A 17,214-nucleotide genomic window follows, 5' to 3' on the forward strand; every position below is an offset into this window, starting at 1 on the left:
AATGCCTAATTAAGGTACTTTTATTGTCTAAAGAAGAAGTTATAGGCGTGCAGAGGGATTTTGCACGCTTTCACTGTTATAAAATAAAGAGGCAAATATGAGCATTACTGCTGCACAAGTAAAAGAACTTCGAGAACTATCTGGCGCTGGTATGATGGACTGTAAAGCCGCCCTAGCAGAGACCAATGGTGATATGGAAGCTGCTGTTGATTGGCTTCGTAAAAAAGGAATAGCTAAAGCAGATAAAAAGGCTGGTCGTACAGCAGCTGAGGGATTAATCGGAGTCGTATCAAAAGATTCACATGCAGTTTTGGTTGAGATTAATTCTGAAACAGATTTTGTTGCGCGCAATGATGGATTCCAAGACATCGTGCGTAAAGTAGCAACTGCTGCCTTAGATACGCTAGGGGATGTTGAATCTGTTTCTGTTTCTCTTTATCCAGGTTCTGAGAAGACTGTAGAGCTTACGATTAAAGATGCAATTGGTACAATTGGCGAAAATATGACATTTCGTCGTTCCGCTAAATTGTCTGTTGAGAATGGTGTTGTTGCGACTTATATACACAATAGTGTGGCTGATGGGCTTGGAAAACTTGGTGTTTTGGTTGCGATTGAAACAACAGGAAATAAAGAGGCTGCTCTTGCTTTTGGTCGGCAGGTCGCGATGCATATTGCGGCAACCAATCCATTAGCACTTACAGCACAAGATGTTGATGCTGCTGCTGTTGAGCGAGAAAAAGAAATTTTTTCAGATCAAGCACGTCAGTCTGGAAAACCTGAAAATATCATTGAAAAAATGGTAGAAGGACGTATGCGTAAGTTTTTTGAAGAGGTTGTTTTGCTTTCTCAAGCTTTTGTTATGAATCCTGATATAACTGTTGAGGCCGCTTTAAAGGATGCTGAGAAATCAATTGGTGCTCCAGCAAAAATTACAGGCTTTATTCGTTTTGCATTAGGTGAAGGTGTGGAAAAAGAGGAGTCTGATTTTGCTGCAGAGGTTGCTGCTGCTGTAAAAGGCTAGTTATTGCAAACTCTTGAACAGAGATTTAAAGTCATATCGTTGGTTGTAGAATCTCTGAGGGGAACAATGTAATTGTTGAGAGGGCGTCACGTGAAAAAAGTGGTGCCCTTCGTGGTGTCAAAAGCGAAAATAAATGTGCTTTTGGGGAGATTATGAATGGCATTAGCACTTCCGTATAAACGTATTCTTTTAAAGGCTTCTGGTGAAGCTCTTATGGGAGGGCAGAATTTTGGCATTGATGTTTCTGTTGTAGACCGTATTGCCGCTGATATTGCAGAAGTGCGCACAATGGGGATAGAAGTTGCGGTTGTTATCGGTGGGGGAAATATTTTTCGTGGCGTTGCTGTTGCTTCGCATGGTGGGGACCGAGTGACAGGTGATCATATGGGAATGCTTGCAACTGCTATTAACTCTTTAGCATTGCGAACATCTTTGACAAAATTAGGGGTTGAAACTGTTGTACTCTCTGCGATTGCTATGCCACAAATTTGTGAAAGCTTCTCGCAACGTAAAGCAATAGCTTATATGAATCAGGGAAAAGTTGTTATTTTTGCAGGTGGTACAGGAAATCCATTTTTTACCACTGATTCTGCTGCTACTTTACGTGCAGCAGAAATTGGTGCGGATGTCCTTCTTAAAGGAACACAAGTTGATGGTATTTATTCAGCAGATCCAAAAATAGACCCTACGGCTAAGCGTTTTGACCAATTAACACATGTTGAAGTTTTGCAATGGGGATTATCTGTTATGGATTCAACGGCGGTCACTTTAGCACGTGAGAACAATGTACCGATTATTGTGTATTCCATTCATGAAAAAGGCGGTTTGGCTAAGGTCTTGAATGGAACAGGACGCTTTACAATAGTATCGGAATAAGGGTAAGCTTCAAAGGACAATTGAAGGAGACAGAAATATGAATGTTACATCAATTATGGATGATCTGAAACGTCGCATGGATGGTGCCATTACGGCTTTTAAACATGAATTAGGTGGTTTGCGGACTGGACGTGCATCGGCCAGTTTATTAGAACCGTTGACCGTTGAATCTTATGGTTCTGTTGTGCATATAAATCAGGTTGCTAATATTTCTGTTCCCGAACCTCGGATGCTTTCTGTTTCTGTATGGGATAAAACGATGGTCGGAGCTGTAGAGCGCGCTATTCGCGATTCTGGTCTTGGTTTAAATCCCATAACTGATGGTACGAATCTACGTATTCCTTTGCCTGAATTGAATGAAGAGCGCCGTAAAGAACTTGTAAAAATTGCGCATCACTATGCAGAGCAAGCGCGTGTTGCTACACGTCATGTTCGTCGGGATGGTCTGGACAATTTGAAAAAGTTAGAAAAAGATGGTGAAATTGGACAAGATGAAGCCCATAGTTTGTCTGAAAAAGTTCAAAAACTCACGGATGAAACTATTGCTGATATTGATAAAATTTTAGCCGTAAAAGAATCTGAAATTATGCACGTTTAAGACGATTTTGTCACTAGAAAAAGGATATTTACTCCCAGCCTGTAAATTGTTTCTAGGGATAATTGTGGGGAGTGGTGTGCTCTGTGGTAGCAAGGTGTGATGCAGGAAGGTGTTCTATCATTTTGATATGGGAGAGACTGATTTGAAAGGGCAGATGTTTTAATTTTTTAGTCTGCGTGATAAATCATGCCCTTTGCTGGGAGACACTATTTAACAGCATGGTGCGGGTTTTTAGTTGAGCACGTCTTTGTTAAAATGCATAATGAAAGCATTATTAGAAATTATTCAAATATTCTAAGATGAAGGTTGAGGAAAGAATATAATGCAAAAAAACAAGTCTAACCTTTCTCTTATTTCTCATTATAAAACATGTGAGTATAATTGATCAAGCAGATGTTATGTGGCGTAATTCATTTTTTAATGACGAATAGTTGATAGAAAAGTGTTTTTATACGAAACCTATATTAGTTAATTTGTATGGGGCAGAGGTAACTGCTTTTTCATTTTATATTGAGAAAATATTAAAAAAATATTTTATAATTTTGACGGAGATTTTTGAAGCTGTTTTCATTGATTATTAGTTTCATAAGCGCTATCTTAGTAGACTGAATTATTTATGATAAATTATAAGAGAAATTATACAGGTATGAGATAAAAATACTGCGTAGGGGAGTTTTTCTTGCGTTAATTTTAGAGCTTGTATTTTCTATTTTTATTGTTTGGATGTTGTTTTGTCTAATTTGGTTTATCGTATTCTGACAGCTTTTGTTTTTGGCATTATTGCGTTGTATCTAACATGGTTGGGAGGAAACTTCTTTTTTTTATTTGTATGGTGTATTGGCGGTTTTGTTCTTTATGAGTGGATGAGTATTACTAAAGAGAAATGGTGTATTTTACAAAAAATATTAGCAAGTATCTTTTATTTAATCTTTGGCTTTTTTTTAGTATTGAGTGTATCTGCTTCATTGATTTTTTGTGTTTTAATCGTTTTAGCTACAGTGTTAGCTATTATATCTATAAAAAAGAGTGGTTGGGTTTTTTGTGGTTTTTTATATGCATCTTTTCCTGTTGTTGCTTTATGCTTTCTACGGGATCATGAAATGTTGGGGTTCCAAGTTGTTATTTTCTTATTTACGATAGTGTGGGGAACAGATATTGGTGGTTATTTTATCGGACGTGCATTAGGGGGCCCTAAATTAGCACCACAATTTTCTCCTAATAAAACATGGTCAGGAGCACTTGGTGGTACATTTGTCGGAGTTTTCGGTGGTATATGGGTTGCTTTTGGATTTTTTGATATAAATTTAGCCAGTTTTTTTGTGCCACTCCTTACACTTGTTTTGTCAATTGTTTCACAATTGAGTGATTTAGGGCAATCATGGCTCAAAAGACGGTTTTCTGTTAAAGATTCTAGTTCTTTATTGCCTGGACATGGTGGTTTTATGGATCGTATAGATGGATTGGTAGGGGCAGCTTTTCTTCTTTATTTAATTGGTTCATTTATGTCTGATATGGATGCGCCTTTTAATCTTTTTAGTATGATCTAATTGGGAGAAGATAGTTTGGAACTTTTAAATCATATCGTCACTATGGGTGATTTTCTTTTAAGAAGTTTGAGTATTCTTTTCATCATTATGATTATCATTTTTGTGCACGAATTTGGGCACTATCTCATTGGTCGGTGGTGTGGTATTAAGGCGTTAATTTTTTCGCTTGGATTTGGACCAGAAATAGCGAGTTATACAGATAAGCATGGCACGAAGTGGCGTTTAGCACTTATCCCCTTAGGAGGTTATGTAAAATTTGTTGGGGATGAGGAAAAAATCGATACGGAATCATCCCAATCATCTCTGATTGTCGATGGTTCATTTGCTAGTGCGCATGCTTGGAAAAAAGCAGCAACTGTTTTTGCCGGTCCTTTCTTCAATGCCCTTTTTACTGTTGTTATTCTAACATTTTTTTTCTTTATCTATGGTCGTGTAGCCATTGAGCCCGTTGTTGGTTCTTTGGTAAAAGATAGCCCTGCTCTTCAATCCGGTTTGGAATTAGGTGATCGTTTTGTTGAAATGGATGGACGACGGGTTGAAAGCTTTGAAGATTTGATGAATTATGTAGCTTTTCACGGAAGAGAACCCATAGAGTTTAAAATAGAACGCATGGGGCGAGTCTTTACAACGATGATTACCCCGAAAGTCGTTGAGCGAGATGATGGATTTGGTAATCGAACACGAAGTGCTATGATAGGTGTAGGTGTTCCTGTTGATTTAAATAATCCTGCACGTTTAGATCCAACTTATATAAAACATATTCGCTATGGTTTTGTAACAGCTGTAAGAAAAGCGTCAGACCGTACTGTGTTTATCGCCACTCAAACCGTTCTTTTTATGAGTCGTTTAATAGGAGGCAAAGAGGATCGTTGTCGGCTAAGTGGACCTTCTAAAACCGTTAAAATTGCTTGGAAAGTGAGCGAGACAGGTTTTATCTCTTTGTTGAATTTGGCAGCTTTTCTTTCAATAAGTGTTGGGCTTATTAACCTTTTTCCGATTCTACCGCTTGACGGTGGGCATCTTTTATTGCATGTCATTGAGGTCATTACTGGGAGGAAAATATCTGCTAAAATTCAGGGAATCGTTTTTCGTTTAGGTTTTTCCATTCTTCTCCTTTTTATGATCTTTGTCTTTTTTAATGATTATTTTTGTTGGTTTAGCTAATTAAATTATGGAAAACGCTTTATAAATTAAGTAATAATAGCAAAAACAAATTGAAGGTTGTTTACCATGTCTACAAAATGTTGTGGCGTTGTACATTATAATGAGTAATTAAGGAATGAAAAGTCTCGCTGTAAAAAGGTTGTTATGGCAGTTAGCTTTTAAGGCATCATGTCCAAGGAACGAGAGTAAGGTAAAAAAGCCAATGACTACGAATTCAAAGTTTTTAAATGCAGCATCTGTATTGGTGTTAAAGATGGGGATGTTTGCCCCAGCAACGGTTTTTATGTCAATTGCTGCGGTCGGAGAAATACAAGCGTCTGTAGTCCGCTCTATTGAGGTTCGTGGGAATAAGTTTGTAAGTTCTCAGGCGATTCGAGACAATATGGGGATTAAGGTTGGGCAAGGTGTTTCCAGTGGTGATGTTGATAGTGCTGTGAAGAACCTTTTCGAATTGGGTTTATTTTATGATGTTAAAATAAATCCGGTGGGTGATAAATTGGTTGTATTCGTAAAAGAATATGAGGTTGTCAATCAAATATTGTTTCAAGGAAATAAATCTTTTAAAGACCCAGATCTTAAGCGGTTTATTTCTTTAAAACCGAATGAGCCTTTTAATTCTGCTAAGCTTTCTGCTGATATAAATACAATTCGTGAGGCTTATAAAACTCTTGGTCGTAATAATATCACTGTTAACGTTCAAACGATTAACCTTGGAAAAGGGCGGGTTAATGTGGTATTTAATGTCGTTGAAGGGAAAAAAACAAAGATTGGTGATATCACTTTTAAGGGAAATAATGTCTTTGGAAGTCGTCGTTTGCGTGATGTGATTTCAACAAAAACTTCAGGAATTTTTTCGAAGTTGTTGGGAGGTGATGTTTACAGTGAAGAGCGCCTCGCTGTTGATGAAGAAGCTTTACGTCGCTTTTATTATAACCGTGGTTATGCAGATTTTCGTGTAGTCTCTTCTAAAGCAACTTTTGATGCAGCAAGCAATACGTATAAAATTTCTTTCGTTCTTGATGAGGGTGCGCTCTATAAAATTAGCGATATTCAGGTTGAAAGTGATGTTGATGGAATTGACGTTCAATCTGTGAAAAGGATGCTTAAAACCCAGCCAGGTAATGTTTATAGTGCAGAAGATATTGAACAGTCTGTTGCAACTATTAATAACAAAGTTGCTGATTCGGGATATGCTTTTGCTAAAGTTGAACCGCGGGGAAATCGTAATTTAGCAAATCATACAATTTCAATTTTATATAATATTGAACGGGGTACACGTGCTTATATTCAACGTATTGATATACGTGGCAATGAGAAAACGCGTGATTACGTCATTCGCCGTGAGATTGATTTAAACGAAGGAGATGCTTACAATCAAACTTTATTACAGCGGGCAAAACGTCGTCTAGAAAGTTTAGGTTTCTTCAAAGCCGTTAATATTTCAATGGTTCCTACAGATCAATCTGACCAAGTTGTTTTGGTAATAGATGTCGTTGAAGCTTCAACAGGAGATCTTTCTCTTTCTGGAGGGTATACAACAGGGGGAACAAGTCCTGGTATGTCACTTGAAGTTTCTGTTACTGAACGTAATCTTGGGGGACGTGGTCAATATGTTCGTTTAGGATTAGGTGCGGGGCAAGAAAAATCTCGTAATTATAATTTATCATTTGTTGATCCTTATTTCTTAGGGTATCGTTTATCTGCTGGTGTTGATGTTTTTCGTAGTACTTATCGTGCTGATAAAGCCTATGATGTACGGCAGACAGGTGGATCGCTGCGGTTTTCGTTACCTATTAATAATCAATTATCTGCTAATGTAGCTTATTCTTATGTGCAGGAAGAATATGATTTTGGCGGAGAGTATGATTTTGACAAAGAGAGTGACATAATAGAATTATATGGGAAATATTCTGGTGCGATTGTTCAAGCTGCAAAACACAGCCCTTGGAAACGTTCATCAATTAGTTATGGTTTCACCTATAATACGATTGATGATATGAGATCCCCCCATGATGGGTGGTACGTGCATCTGCTTCAGGAATATGCAGGGCTTGGTGGGAGTGCAAAGTTCTTGAAGACCACGGGTAAGGCGATGATGTACAAGACTCTTTCTGACCAGAAGGATATCGTTGGTTTGCTTTCCTTTGGGGGTGGTTATATCCACGGAATGGGCCGAGATGGTGTTCGTATTTTCGATATGTTTAAAGTAAATTCTGATATGATTCGAGGGTTCAAATATAATGGAATAGGTCCGCGTCAGGTTTCCAGTAAGGGTGAGGTTTATTTCTTGGGGGGAACGACATATATGAATGCGACTGCTGAAGTACAGTTCCCTATCCCTGTCGTGCCTGAAGGATTTGGGTTGCGCGGTGCTTTATTTGCGGATATTGCCACGCTTTATGGCAATAATTATAAAGCCGTTTTTAAGGGTGAACCGTCTGTTACCAATACCAAAAGTGCTTGGCGTTCATCTGCAGGTGTGAGTTTGATGTGGGATTCTCCGTTTGGTCCTTTGCGTTTTGATTATGCTTGGCCAATAACGAAGCAGGAAGGTGATCGTTTGCAACAATTGAACTTTGGTATTTCTACGAAGTTCTGATTTGAGCGATTTTAAGAAGGAAAAACTTGAAGAGAATAGCTTAAGCTGGGAGAGAAAGTGTTTTGATGGCGGATACATTTTTTTTTACGCCGTCCCGACGATTGACAGTTGCAAATGCTGCTGAGTTGACGGGTGCAAAGCTTCTTAATCCAGAGTTTTCTCATAAAGTTATCAATACTCTTTCTTCACTTGAGAGTGCTGTGGAAGGTTCGCTTGTTTTTGTAGAGCATCGGAAGTTTTCTGATGCTTTACTGGACAGTTCTGCTGTTGCTGTTTTGTGTACGAATGAGATTGTTTTTAAAGTTCCCGAAACTATGGCAATTTTGGTGACATCCACACCACAGCGTGACTTTGCTCAGATTGGTCGTATTTTGTTTCCAGATTCTGTCAAGCCAATGCCTTGGTTGGGGCAGAAGGGGATTTCATCGCATGCGCATATTCATCCAACGGCTAAGTTGGCACATGATGTGTGTATTGAAGCGGGAGCTGTTATTGGTAAAAATGTTGAGATTGGTGCAGGAACTCTTATTTCATCCACAGCTGTTATCGGTGAAAATTGCCGTATTGGATGTGACTGCTATATTGCTCCTAAGGTAACAGTTCAGTGTTCTATAATAGGTGATAAGGTTCAGCTTTATCCTGGTGTTTGCATTGGGCAAGATGGTTTTGGTTATGTTGGGGGCGTTTCTGGAATCGAGAAAATTCCACAGCTTGGTCGCGTTATTATTGAGGATGGTGTAGAAGTTGGTGCGAACACGACAATTGATCGTGGAACATTTCAAGATACTGTTATTGGTGAAGGAAGCAAGATTGATAATCTTGTACAAATTGCCCACAATGTCAAAATTGGACGCTATTGTCTTATTGCCGCTCAATGTGGCATTGCGGGAAGTACATCTATAGGGGATATGTCTCAGCTTGGCGGAAGTGTGGGAGTAGCGGATCACATCATAATAGGTAAATCTGTTCAGATTGCTGCTCGTAGTGGTGTTATGAATGACATTCCGGATGGCGAAAAATGGGGAGGTAGTCCAGCGCGACCATTTAAACAATGGTTTCGTGAAGTAGCGGCATTGCGCAGTATGGGAAAAGTTAAAAAGGAGAAACGCTGATATGATCAGCAGTGAAAAAACTAAAAACTTAGAGGCTGTCGATATTGAAAAACTATTATCAATATTACCGCACCGTTATCCATTTTTATTAATTGATCGTATCGTTGATATTGATGGTGAACAAGAAGCGATTGGTATTAAAAATATAACGATTAACGAGCCACATTTTATGGGACATTTTCCCTCAAAGCCTGTTATGCCTGGAGTTTTGATTTTAGAAGCTATGGCACAAACGGCAGGAGCAATAGCACTTTTAAATTTAGGCAATAAGCAAACAAATTTAGTTTACCTTATGACGGTTGATAATGCGAAATTTCGTAAGCCGGTTATGCCTGGTGATCAGCTCAAGATTCATGTTCAGCTTTTGAAAAAAAGATCTGGTATGAGACGTTTTTCATGTGTTGCAAAAGTAGAAGATGTCCGCGTCGCTGAAGCAGAAATTGCTGCGATGATTGTTGAAAAAGAATAAACGATATTTGATGGGGATTTAAAAATGTCCGGTACGAAAATCCATCCAACTGCTCTTGTGGAGAAGGGAGCGCAGCTTGGTGAGAATGTACGCGTTGGACCATTTTGCCATATTAGTTCAGAGGCTGTTATTGGTGATGAATGTAGTTTGACAAGTCATGTTGTAATAATGGGAAAGACAACGTTAGGAGCCAAGAGTAAAGTATTTTCTCATGCCGTTTTGGGGGCAGATCCGCAAAATAATAAACATAAAGGAGGGGCTACAACTCTTTTTATTGGTAAGAATTGTACGATTCGTGAAGGTGTAACAATGCATAGGGGGTCCGATTCGAGTGTAGGAATGACAGTTGTTGGTGATAATTGCCAATTTTTTTGTTATGCGCATATCGCTCACGATTGTTATGTAGGCAATCATGTAACATTTGCCAATAACGCAATGATTGCTGGTCATGTTACTATTGGTGATTATGTGATTATTGGTGGTGGTGCTGCTGTTCATCAATTTGTTCGTGTTGGACATCATGCATTTATCGGCGGCGTATCTGCACTGGTTGGTGATCTGATACCTTATGGAACAGCTGTTGGTGTGCAGGCAAAACTTGCTGGACTCAATATTATTGGCATGAAGCGTGCAGGACTTGAGCGTCAAGATATTCATGCACTCCGTCATGCGGTTGCTATGCTTTTTGATCATAGCAAACCATTTAAAGAGCGTGTCAGTGATGTTGCTTCTTTCTATTCTTCTTCTCAGTCTGTTTCTGAAGTTGTTAATTTTATTAAAGAAGAAGGAAAGCGTTTTTATTGCACACCAAAATTTGAAGGTGTTAGAATAAAAGAACATAAGGATTAAAAATGCCTATTTGGGGAGCCAGAAGTTTTCTTTCCGGCCGTACTGCTATTATAGCAGGAAATGGTGTTCTACCGATTACTGTTGCGCAGACTCTTGAGAAGAATGGAGAAAATCCTTTTCTTGTGCTTTTGCATGGTGAGGCAGATTCTGTTCTTTATCGCTATGAGCATTGCGAGCTATCAATTGTAGAGTTAGCACGACTCGTTAAAATTTTAAAAGAGGCTGGTGTATATAATGTTGTTTTGGCAGGTGGTGTGAAAAAGCGTCCACTTCTTAAACAATTGCGACTGGACTGGACAACATTTTTAGCTCTTCCTAAGTTAATCGGAGCTTTGAAGAGGGGAGATGATGCGTTATTAAAAGCTTTTATACGGGTTATTGAAGCACACGGTTTTTGTGTTATTGGTGCTCACGAAATAGTCCCAGATCTTTTAGCTCCCATAGAATTTAATTTAACAGTACGGCGCGCTACTCCAAAAGAGAAAAAAGATATTTTTTTAGCAGTAGAAGCAGCAAAGCTTTTAGGTCAATTAGATATCGGGCAAGCCGTTGTCGTTGTCCAAGGAAGGGTGGTTGCTCTAGAGGGCGCTGAGGGAACTGATAATATGTTGTGGCGTATTTGTGAAATGCGAGAAAGAGGGCAAATTCCCCTTAAAGGTGGCATTCTTGTAAAATGCGCAAAACCACAACAGGATAATCGCGTTGATTTGCCATCAATTGGGCCCGCGACAATAATGAATATTGCAAAGAGTGGTTTATCTGGTGTTGCGGTGGAGGCAAATAGAAGTCTAATATTATCAGTGAAAACAACAATAGAAAAAGCCAACAAATATTCTTTATTTATAGAGACATTTGAAAAGTTTGGTCATGAATAATTGTTTCTTAAAGATTGCAGTGGTTTCAGGTGAGGAATCTGGTGATTTACTTGGGGCCGATCTAATTTCTTGTTTATCACAACAGATAGGATGCAATATTCATTTGATTGGTGTTGGGGGGAGCCATTTAAAGGCATTAGGCTTAAAAAGCTTTTTTGATTCCCATGATATTGCTTTAATAGGTTTAAAGGAGGTGTTGAAAAAACTACCATTGTTGTTGCTACATATTCGCAATTTATCCAAATTTATTGCACAAGAACAACCTGATTGTTTAATTATTATTGATAGTCCTGATTTCACGCATCGTATTGCAAAAAAGGTACGTGCTTTAGCGCCTTCTATTCCTATCATTAAATATATTGCACCAACCGTTTGGGCATGGAGGCCAGAGCGTGCAAAAGCTATGTGTGGATTTGTTGATCATGTTTTAGCGGTTTTTCCTTTTGAAGAAAAGATTATGCAAGATTTGGGAGGCCCTGCCACGACTTATGTTGGACATCGTCTTTTGACATATCCTCCCCTTTTGAGAGTTCAGTCAGAAAAAAAAAGCCAATTAGAACAAAGAAATTTGATCGATACACAAACATTATCGCCTACATTAGTTATTTTGCCAGGATCACGCAATTCAGAAATTCGTTCCTTAATGCCTATTTTTCGAGAAACAGTAGAGATTCTTGTACAACGTATTCCTCATTTACGTATTATTTTACCAACCTTACCTCATTTGGTAGATAGAATCCGGGACTTTGTGCAGGGCTGGAAAAGCAAGATAGAAATTGTAGTTGGTGAAGATGAAAAATGGCGTGCTTTTGCACAAGCAAATGTTGCTCTTGCTGCACATGGAACTGTTTCACTTGAATTAGCCTTAGCAAAAGTTCCTATGGTTCTTTGCTATAAACTTGATTTCTTTTCTAAATTATTTATTTTTCCTAAAATGATGTTATGGAGTGCTGCTCTTCCAAATATTATTGCTGATAAGCCTATTGTTTCGGAATATTTGAATGAATTAATCCGTCCTGGCATGTTAGCAAGACAGGTAGAACAACTTTTGGCTAATCCTTTATTGCGACAGGCACAACTTGATTCCTTTGAGATGGTAGAACAGAAAATGAAAACTGAAGTACCATCGGGGGTTGTTGGCGCACAAACAATTATCACTCTTTTAAAAAGCAGGAATAAAATTGTATAAATAAAGCAATATTTTAATGATTAATATTTAATTTTAGCAAGAAAATTACAAGCACGTTGGCTTTTAGGATTGGTAAAAAATTCTTCAGAGGCTGCATCTTCAACAATTTTTCCATTTTCTAGAAAGAGTATTCTTTCTGAGACTTTACGTGCGAAGCCCATTTCATGGGTAACACAAAGCATTGTGATCCCTGTATCGGCTAATCGAGCCATCACTTCCAAAACTTCTCCCACACTTTCTGGATCAAGAGCAGAGGTTGGTTCATCAAAAAGCATGACTTCGGGTTCCATACAAAGTGCACGGGCAATCGCAACACGTTGTTGTTGCCCACCAGAAAGTTGTAAAGGATATTTTTCACAGTGTTTTTCAATACCAACATGCGTTAAGTAACGAATTGCCCGTTCTTGTGCTTGTTGTTTGGAAAGCCCTTGAACGGTCATAGGTGCTAAAATACAATTTTGTATAACGCTCATGTGGGGAAATAAATTAAAGTTCTGAAAGACCATTCCTATCTTACGAAGAACATTTTTTTGCTGTTGTATAGGTGCAGTATGGATATCAACGTTATGGATACAGATTGAACCTTTTTGTGCTTGTTCTAATTGATTAATACAACGAATTAACGTTGATTTTCCTGATCCGGATGGTCCACAAATAACGATATGTTCACCAGCTTGAACATTAAAGTTGATATCATGTAGGACCTGAAAGTTTCCATACCATTTATTTAGATTTTGGATAGAGATCACAGGGTTTTTACTGGGAGAGATCGATTTATTATTTTTCAAATTCATCTTATTTTATTCTTTCATTGATGAAGAACTTGATTAATTCAACATTTTGATTTGATACTGTTTTTTATGATCATTTTATTTACCGTAAATATCGAGTGAGGCGCTGCTCGATAAAAACAATAAAACGATGAATGAGTTCAACGATAAAGAGATAGATAAGAGCAGCCCAAACGTAAACTTGAAAATCGAAAGTCCGTGAATAAGCGAGTTTAGCAACCCCCATTAAATCATAAACAGTAATAAGTGAGGCAACAGCACTGGATTTAATCATTAAAATCAACTCATTTCCTAAGGGGCGTAATGCTACAATCATTGCTTGTGGAAGAATAACTCTAAAAAATGTGACAGAGTTGCTTAAACCTAAAGCTTTTGATGCTTCGCGTTGTCCAGTTGTTACGGATAGAAAACTTCCTTTAAAGATCTCAGATTGATAGGCAGCAGAATTGAGTGTAAAAATAAAAAGACAACAATACCACGCGTTTTGAAAAAACCACCATAGCCCCACTTGTTGCCAAAAACTGTTCATTGAACCAAGCCCATAATAAAAAAGAAAGAGTTGAGCTAATAAAGGAGAGCCACGGAAAAAATAGACATAAGCATTTGCAAAATATTGTAAAAATGTATTCTCTGATAGACGTGCAAAAGCGATAATCATACCAAGAAAAAGGCCTAGAGAACAAGAAATAGAAACAAGTTCAACAGTAACAATAAAGCCATTAATAAATTTGGGTCCATAATGACTTAAAAGATCAGGATTAAAAAGAAAATAAAGCCACTCAGGAATCATTGACTTAGCACCTTTTTATAGCCTATTTGAGTGTATGTTTCCAAATGGCGTAAGATTGCAGTAAAAACCGCTGAAAATAACAAATAGAGTAAGCATGCTACAAAATAAAATAGCATGGGTTTATTGGTAGCAGCGACAGCTAGATTCGTTTGTCGCATGAGGTCAACAAGCGCGATGGTAGAAACAAGGGATGTATCTTTCAGTAAAGTAAGCCAATTATTAGAAAGTCCTGGCAAGGCATTTCGGATGAGCTGAGGGAAGACAATACGAAAAAATGTGGTTGACCGTGAAAGTCCTAAAGCTTTAGCTGCTTCATATTGACCTTTATCAAAAATATTAAATGCTCCAAGCCAAACTTCACAAGAAAAAGCTGCAAGAACCATACTAAGGGCAAGAACACCAGCAACAAAAGCATTGATACTGAACATGATTTCAAAACTAAAATAGTCAAATAAATTTTGAATAAGGCTTTGTAATCCGTAGTAAACTAAAAACAAAGTTAAAAGCTCTGGTAGCCCACGAAATATCGTTGAAAAGAGGCGTGCCATAGCTTTGGCCATCTTAATATTGGATCGAATCATCACTGCATTGAGAAGCCCTAGAGGAAATCCTAGAAGTCCACAACATAATGCCAATGACAAAGTCATTCCTGCACTGGAAAGTATAACTGCTCCCCATCCACCATTGCTAAATGATAGCAATGCTAAATTTTCAATCATTCTTGTATTCCTCATGAAAGAGTTAGATAATATTTTTTAGCAATAACCAACGGGTTTCATTAAAATATCATATTGATATTTAATAAACATCACTTGTAAAATATTTTCTCATAATTTTTTCATAAGTTCCATCCAAACGGATTTCTTTTATAGCTTCATTGAACTTATTTTTAAGATCATTATTATTTTGACGGACTGCAATTGCAACAGGAAATCTTGTTTCTTCTAGAGTTCCCAAGAGGAGACAACAATCTTTTCCTTCATTTTTAAGCCAATTTAATGCTTGTAATTTATCAACAATGATCACATCAAGTCGATGATTTAAAAGATCACGATTCACTTCTATTGTGGAAGGATAGAGTTTTATTTTCACCTCTTCAGAGGCAAAATGATCTTCTGCATAGAAAGCTTGTGTTGTATTTGATTGCACACCAAGATTTTTACCTCTAAAGTCTTTTGTCGAGATTTCTTTAATTCCCGAAGCTTTGGTAACAATAACAGCCAGTGCTGTATCGTAGTAAGGATCTGTAAAGTCAATTTTTTGTAAACGCTCTTGTGTGAGAGAGAGGGAAGCAATGATAGCATCATATTTTTTTGCAATAAGTCCAGGGATCATTCCCTCGAAGTCTTGTGTAACAATAGTACACTCAACATTCATTTTTTTACAAAGTGCATAAGATATATCAATATCAAGTCCCTGCAATTTATTATTTGAGTCAATATAACTGAAGGGAGGATAGGTGCCTTCACTCGCAATTTTTAATGTTTTCGCATCAGCCAATTGGGTGAATAGTGCGGCGCTTATTATAAGAGCTCCTGCTAATAGTTTCATGATGTTCTCCTATTGGATAAGCGGGCAATATGAAATCATTATGTTTTTATAATCTGTAAGCTTTTTGGGAGCAATTCAAAAATTTATTGATGTTTATTTTAGATCATTATGTTGGGCATTATTGATAAAAAAAGAATAAATATCTTATTGCTTGTATGATAGCTTAATTTTCACGAAATGATTGATTTGAATCATTTCATGAGTAAAAACTGAGGATTTTTCTTGAAAATAAGGCTATTAAATTTGAACATAAAAAAATTAGATTTTGATACGGTAAAAATACAACCTTATTGTTGTCATTAGATTCTACAAAATATTTAGATCTCAAGGAGCAATTAAAAGTTATTTTGATAAATGTAAATTTTCTTATAAAAATGCCGAATTTCCAATTATACCTGCATGTTCAATAAAGAGTTAAAGATACCCCTTAAATATACAGATTGAGTTTTAATTCATAGTACTATCTAATTGATATCGAAAGTAAAATATTTTCTCATAATTTTCTCATAGGTTCCATCGGCGCGGATTTCTTCTATTGCTTTATTAAAACTGTTTTTAAGATCATTATTATTTTGACGGAGTGCAATTGCAATAGGAAAATTTGTTTCTTCTAGAGTTCCCAAGAGGAGACAGCAGTCTTTTCCTTCATTTTCAAGCCAATTTAATGCTTTTAATTTATCAAAGATGATGATATCAAGCCGATGGCTTAAAAGATCACGATTAACTTCTGTTGCTGTAGGATAAAGTTTGATATTAACTCCTTCAGAGGCATAATGATCTTCCGCATATGCAGCTTGTGTTGTATTTGATTGTACACCAAGGTTTTTACCTCTAAAGGCTTGTGTTGAGATTTCTTTAATTTCCGAATTTTTGGTAACGATAACAGCGAGTGCTGTGTTGTAGTAAGGATCTGTAAAATCAATTTTTTGTAAGCGCTCTTTTGTAGGAGAAAGGGAAGAAACGATAGCATCATATTTTTTGGCAAGAAGACCGGGAATCATCCCCTCAAAGTCTTGTGTGACAATAGTACATTCAACATTCATTTTTTTACAAAGCGCATAAGATATATCAATATCAAACCCTTGCAGTTTGTTATTTGAGTCAATATAACTAAATGGCGGATAAGAAGCATCGCTTGCAATTTTCAGCGTTTGAGAATTGGCCGATAGGGTAAACAGTGTCGCGCTTATTATAAGAGCTCCTGCTAATAATTTCATTATGTTCTCCTATTAGATAAGCTGGCAAATATGAAACCATCATGAATTTTTATAATCTGTAAGCTCTTTTGGAGCAATGTAAAAAATTTATCTATGTTCATTTTGCTATCATTATGCTGAATATCATTATCAAAAAAATAATTTCTTTTTATCAAGTATGGGAATAAAAAATATAGGAAAGAAAGTCACCTCTTATTGGTTATAGGGTGATTTTTAATAATTTTATTTAAAAATCAATAATTTATCTTTAAAAGAAAAACTATCAACTTAAATACAAAGAAAATTTCAGCTTTTAACAGGACAAAATGTAAAAGTGTTTTTATTCTAATTAGAGAAGCACTTAATGTAAGCTTTTTGCAATTTTATCTGAAGAAGATAGAAAGAAAAATTCTGACATTGCTAGATTTTAATATGTAATAAGGCTTTTAAACATGGGGGAATGATAGGGAATACATTTCCATTAAAGATAATGAGGATTATAAGGTAAAATTTTCAATTTCTTTTTGCTAAATGTTTGGCTAATTTGCAGAAGAGTATTCTCAATTTCTTTACAGAGCTAAAACTTA

General features: G+C 37.0%; 16 protein-coding genes. 11 read left to right on the plus strand and 5 right to left on the minus strand.

Annotation, left to right across the window (positions count from 1 at the left end):
- Nucleotides 1-97 precede the first annotated feature (97 nt).
- The 11 genes from tsf (at nt 98) to lpxB (ending at nt 12,299) form a co-directional block, all read left to right on the plus strand.
- Entirely contained in the window at nt 98-1,021 is a 924-nt protein-coding gene (gene tsf / locus ACFINK_RS05980; RefSeq protein ID WP_375612122.1) for a translation elongation factor Ts, read from the plus strand.
- A 156-nt stretch (nt 1,022-1,177) separates the two neighbouring features.
- Nucleotides 1,178-1,897, plus strand: a complete 720-nt coding sequence (gene pyrH, locus ACFINK_RS05985; RefSeq protein WP_273790666.1) for a UMP kinase — start codon at nt 1,178-1,180, stop codon at nt 1,895-1,897.
- Between the two features lie 37 nt (nt 1,898-1,934).
- Complete coding sequence (gene frr, locus ACFINK_RS05990; protein WP_273790667.1) at nt 1,935-2,495, plus strand: ribosome recycling factor; 561 nt, start codon at nt 1,935-1,937, stop codon at nt 2,493-2,495.
- A 731-nt stretch (nt 2,496-3,226) separates the two neighbouring features.
- Nucleotides 3,227-4,042, plus strand: a complete 816-nt coding sequence (locus ACFINK_RS05995) for a phosphatidate cytidylyltransferase (protein WP_375613469.1) — start codon at nt 3,227-3,229, stop codon at nt 4,040-4,042.
- A 15-nt stretch (nt 4,043-4,057) separates the two neighbouring features.
- Nucleotides 4,058-5,206 (plus strand): M50 family metallopeptidase, encoded by a 1,149-nt coding sequence (locus tag ACFINK_RS06000; RefSeq protein ID WP_375613470.1) that lies wholly within the window; start codon nt 4,058-4,060, stop codon nt 5,204-5,206.
- A 202-nt stretch (nt 5,207-5,408) separates the two neighbouring features.
- Nucleotides 5,409-7,805, plus strand: a complete 2,397-nt coding sequence (gene bamA / locus ACFINK_RS06005) for an outer membrane protein assembly factor BamA (protein ID WP_375613471.1) — start codon at nt 5,409-5,411, stop codon at nt 7,803-7,805.
- A gap of 65 nt (nt 7,806-7,870) precedes the next feature.
- A complete protein-coding gene (lpxD, locus tag ACFINK_RS06010; protein WP_375612127.1) occupies nt 7,871-8,917 on the plus strand; it encodes a UDP-3-O-(3-hydroxymyristoyl)glucosamine N-acyltransferase in 1,047 nt (348 codons plus the stop codon).
- A 1-nt stretch (nt 8,918) separates the two neighbouring features.
- The gene (fabZ, locus tag ACFINK_RS06015) at nt 8,919-9,386 is read left to right on the plus strand and encodes a 3-hydroxyacyl-ACP dehydratase FabZ (RefSeq protein ID WP_375629629.1); all 468 of its coding nucleotides are present in this window, start codon (nt 8,919-8,921) and stop codon (nt 9,384-9,386) included.
- A 24-nt stretch (nt 9,387-9,410) separates the two neighbouring features.
- Nucleotides 9,411-10,235, plus strand: coding sequence for an acyl-ACP--UDP-N-acetylglucosamine O-acyltransferase (gene lpxA / locus ACFINK_RS06020; RefSeq protein WP_375609506.1), 825 nt, complete (start codon nt 9,411-9,413; stop codon nt 10,233-10,235).
- A gap of 2 nt (nt 10,236-10,237) precedes the next feature.
- Complete coding sequence (locus ACFINK_RS06025; protein ID WP_375612129.1) at nt 10,238-11,110, plus strand: LpxI family protein; 873 nt, start codon at nt 10,238-10,240, stop codon at nt 11,108-11,110.
- Nucleotides 11,103-12,299, plus strand: a complete 1,197-nt coding sequence (gene lpxB, locus ACFINK_RS06030) for a lipid-A-disaccharide synthase (protein WP_375612130.1) — start codon at nt 11,103-11,105, stop codon at nt 12,297-12,299. The genes ACFINK_RS06025 and lpxB overlap by 8 nt, the downstream gene beginning before the upstream one ends.
- A 20-nt stretch (nt 12,300-12,319) precedes the next feature.
- On the opposite strand, the gene ACFINK_RS06035 is transcribed toward lpxB, so the two are convergent.
- The 5 genes from ACFINK_RS06035 to ACFINK_RS06055 all read right to left on the minus strand — a co-directional run bounded on the left by ACFINK_RS06035 (nt 12,320) and on the right by ACFINK_RS06055 (nt 16,648).
- On the minus strand, nt 12,320-13,093 hold the full coding sequence (locus ACFINK_RS06035) for an amino acid ABC transporter ATP-binding protein (protein WP_375612131.1): 774 nt from the start codon (nt 13,091-13,093) through the stop codon (nt 12,320-12,322).
- A 79-nt stretch (nt 13,094-13,172) separates the two neighbouring features.
- Entirely contained in the window at nt 13,173-13,880 is a 708-nt protein-coding gene (locus ACFINK_RS06040) for an ABC transporter permease (protein WP_375612132.1), read from the minus strand.
- Nucleotides 13,877-14,599 (minus strand): ABC transporter permease, encoded by a 723-nt coding sequence (locus tag ACFINK_RS06045; RefSeq protein WP_375612133.1) that lies wholly within the window; start codon nt 14,597-14,599, stop codon nt 13,877-13,879. The genes ACFINK_RS06040 and ACFINK_RS06045 overlap by 4 nt, the downstream gene beginning before the upstream one ends.
- A 79-nt stretch (nt 14,600-14,678) precedes the next feature.
- Nucleotides 14,679-15,431 carry a transporter substrate-binding domain-containing protein gene (locus ACFINK_RS06050; protein ID WP_375612134.1) on the minus strand — a complete coding sequence of 251 codons (753 nt, stop codon included), beginning with the start codon at nt 15,429-15,431 and terminating at the stop codon, nt 14,679-14,681.
- A 464-nt stretch (nt 15,432-15,895) separates the two neighbouring features.
- Nucleotides 15,896-16,648: a transporter substrate-binding domain-containing protein gene (locus ACFINK_RS06055; RefSeq protein ID WP_375612135.1), complete on the minus strand. Its 753-nt coding sequence runs from the start codon at nt 16,646-16,648 to the stop codon at nt 15,896-15,898.
- Between the last annotated feature and the right edge of the window lie 566 nt (nt 16,649-17,214).

This window comes from Bartonella sp. AA16NXGY (assembly GCF_042197325.1).
GTDB lineage: Bacteria > Pseudomonadota > Alphaproteobacteria > Rhizobiales > Rhizobiaceae > Bartonella.

What these genes read in the sequence shown, in the direction of transcription:
- lpxD (WP_375612127.1), top strand. Translation starts at nt 7,871, where the DNA reads ATGGCGGATACATTTTTTTTTACGCCGTCCCGACGATTGACAGTTGCA.
- frr (WP_273790667.1), top strand. Translation starts at nt 1,935, where the DNA reads ATGAATGTTACATCAATTATGGATGATCTGAAACGTCGCATGGATGGT.
- fabZ (WP_375629629.1), top strand. Translation starts at nt 8,919, where the DNA reads ATGATCAGCAGTGAAAAAACTAAAAACTTAGAGGCTGTCGATATTGAA.
- bamA (WP_375613471.1), top strand. Translation starts at nt 5,409, where the DNA reads ATGACTACGAATTCAAAGTTTTTAAATGCAGCATCTGTATTGGTGTTA.
- lpxA (WP_375609506.1), top strand. Translation starts at nt 9,411, where the DNA reads ATGTCCGGTACGAAAATCCATCCAACTGCTCTTGTGGAGAAGGGAGCG.
- ACFINK_RS06055 (WP_375612135.1), bottom strand. Translation starts at nt 16,648, where the DNA reads ATGAAATTATTAGCAGGAGCTCTTATAATAAGCGCGACACTGTTTACC.
- ACFINK_RS06035 (WP_375612131.1), bottom strand. Translation starts at nt 13,093, where the DNA reads ATGAATTTGAAAAATAATAAATCGATCTCTCCCAGTAAAAACCCTGTG.
- lpxB (WP_375612130.1), top strand. Translation starts at nt 11,103, where the DNA reads ATGAATAATTGTTTCTTAAAGATTGCAGTGGTTTCAGGTGAGGAATCT.
- pyrH (WP_273790666.1), top strand. Translation starts at nt 1,178, where the DNA reads ATGGCATTAGCACTTCCGTATAAACGTATTCTTTTAAAGGCTTCTGGT.
- ACFINK_RS06025 (WP_375612129.1), top strand. Translation starts at nt 10,238, where the DNA reads ATGCCTATTTGGGGAGCCAGAAGTTTTCTTTCCGGCCGTACTGCTATT.
- ACFINK_RS06050 (WP_375612134.1), bottom strand. Translation starts at nt 15,431, where the DNA reads ATGAAACTATTAGCAGGAGCTCTTATAATAAGCGCCGCACTATTCACC.
- ACFINK_RS06045 (WP_375612133.1), bottom strand. Translation starts at nt 14,599, where the DNA reads ATGATTGAAAATTTAGCATTGCTATCATTTAGCAATGGTGGATGGGGA.
- tsf (WP_375612122.1), top strand. Translation starts at nt 98, where the DNA reads ATGAGCATTACTGCTGCACAAGTAAAAGAACTTCGAGAACTATCTGGC.
- ACFINK_RS06040 (WP_375612132.1), bottom strand. Translation starts at nt 13,880, where the DNA reads ATGATTCCTGAGTGGCTTTATTTTCTTTTTAATCCTGATCTTTTAAGT.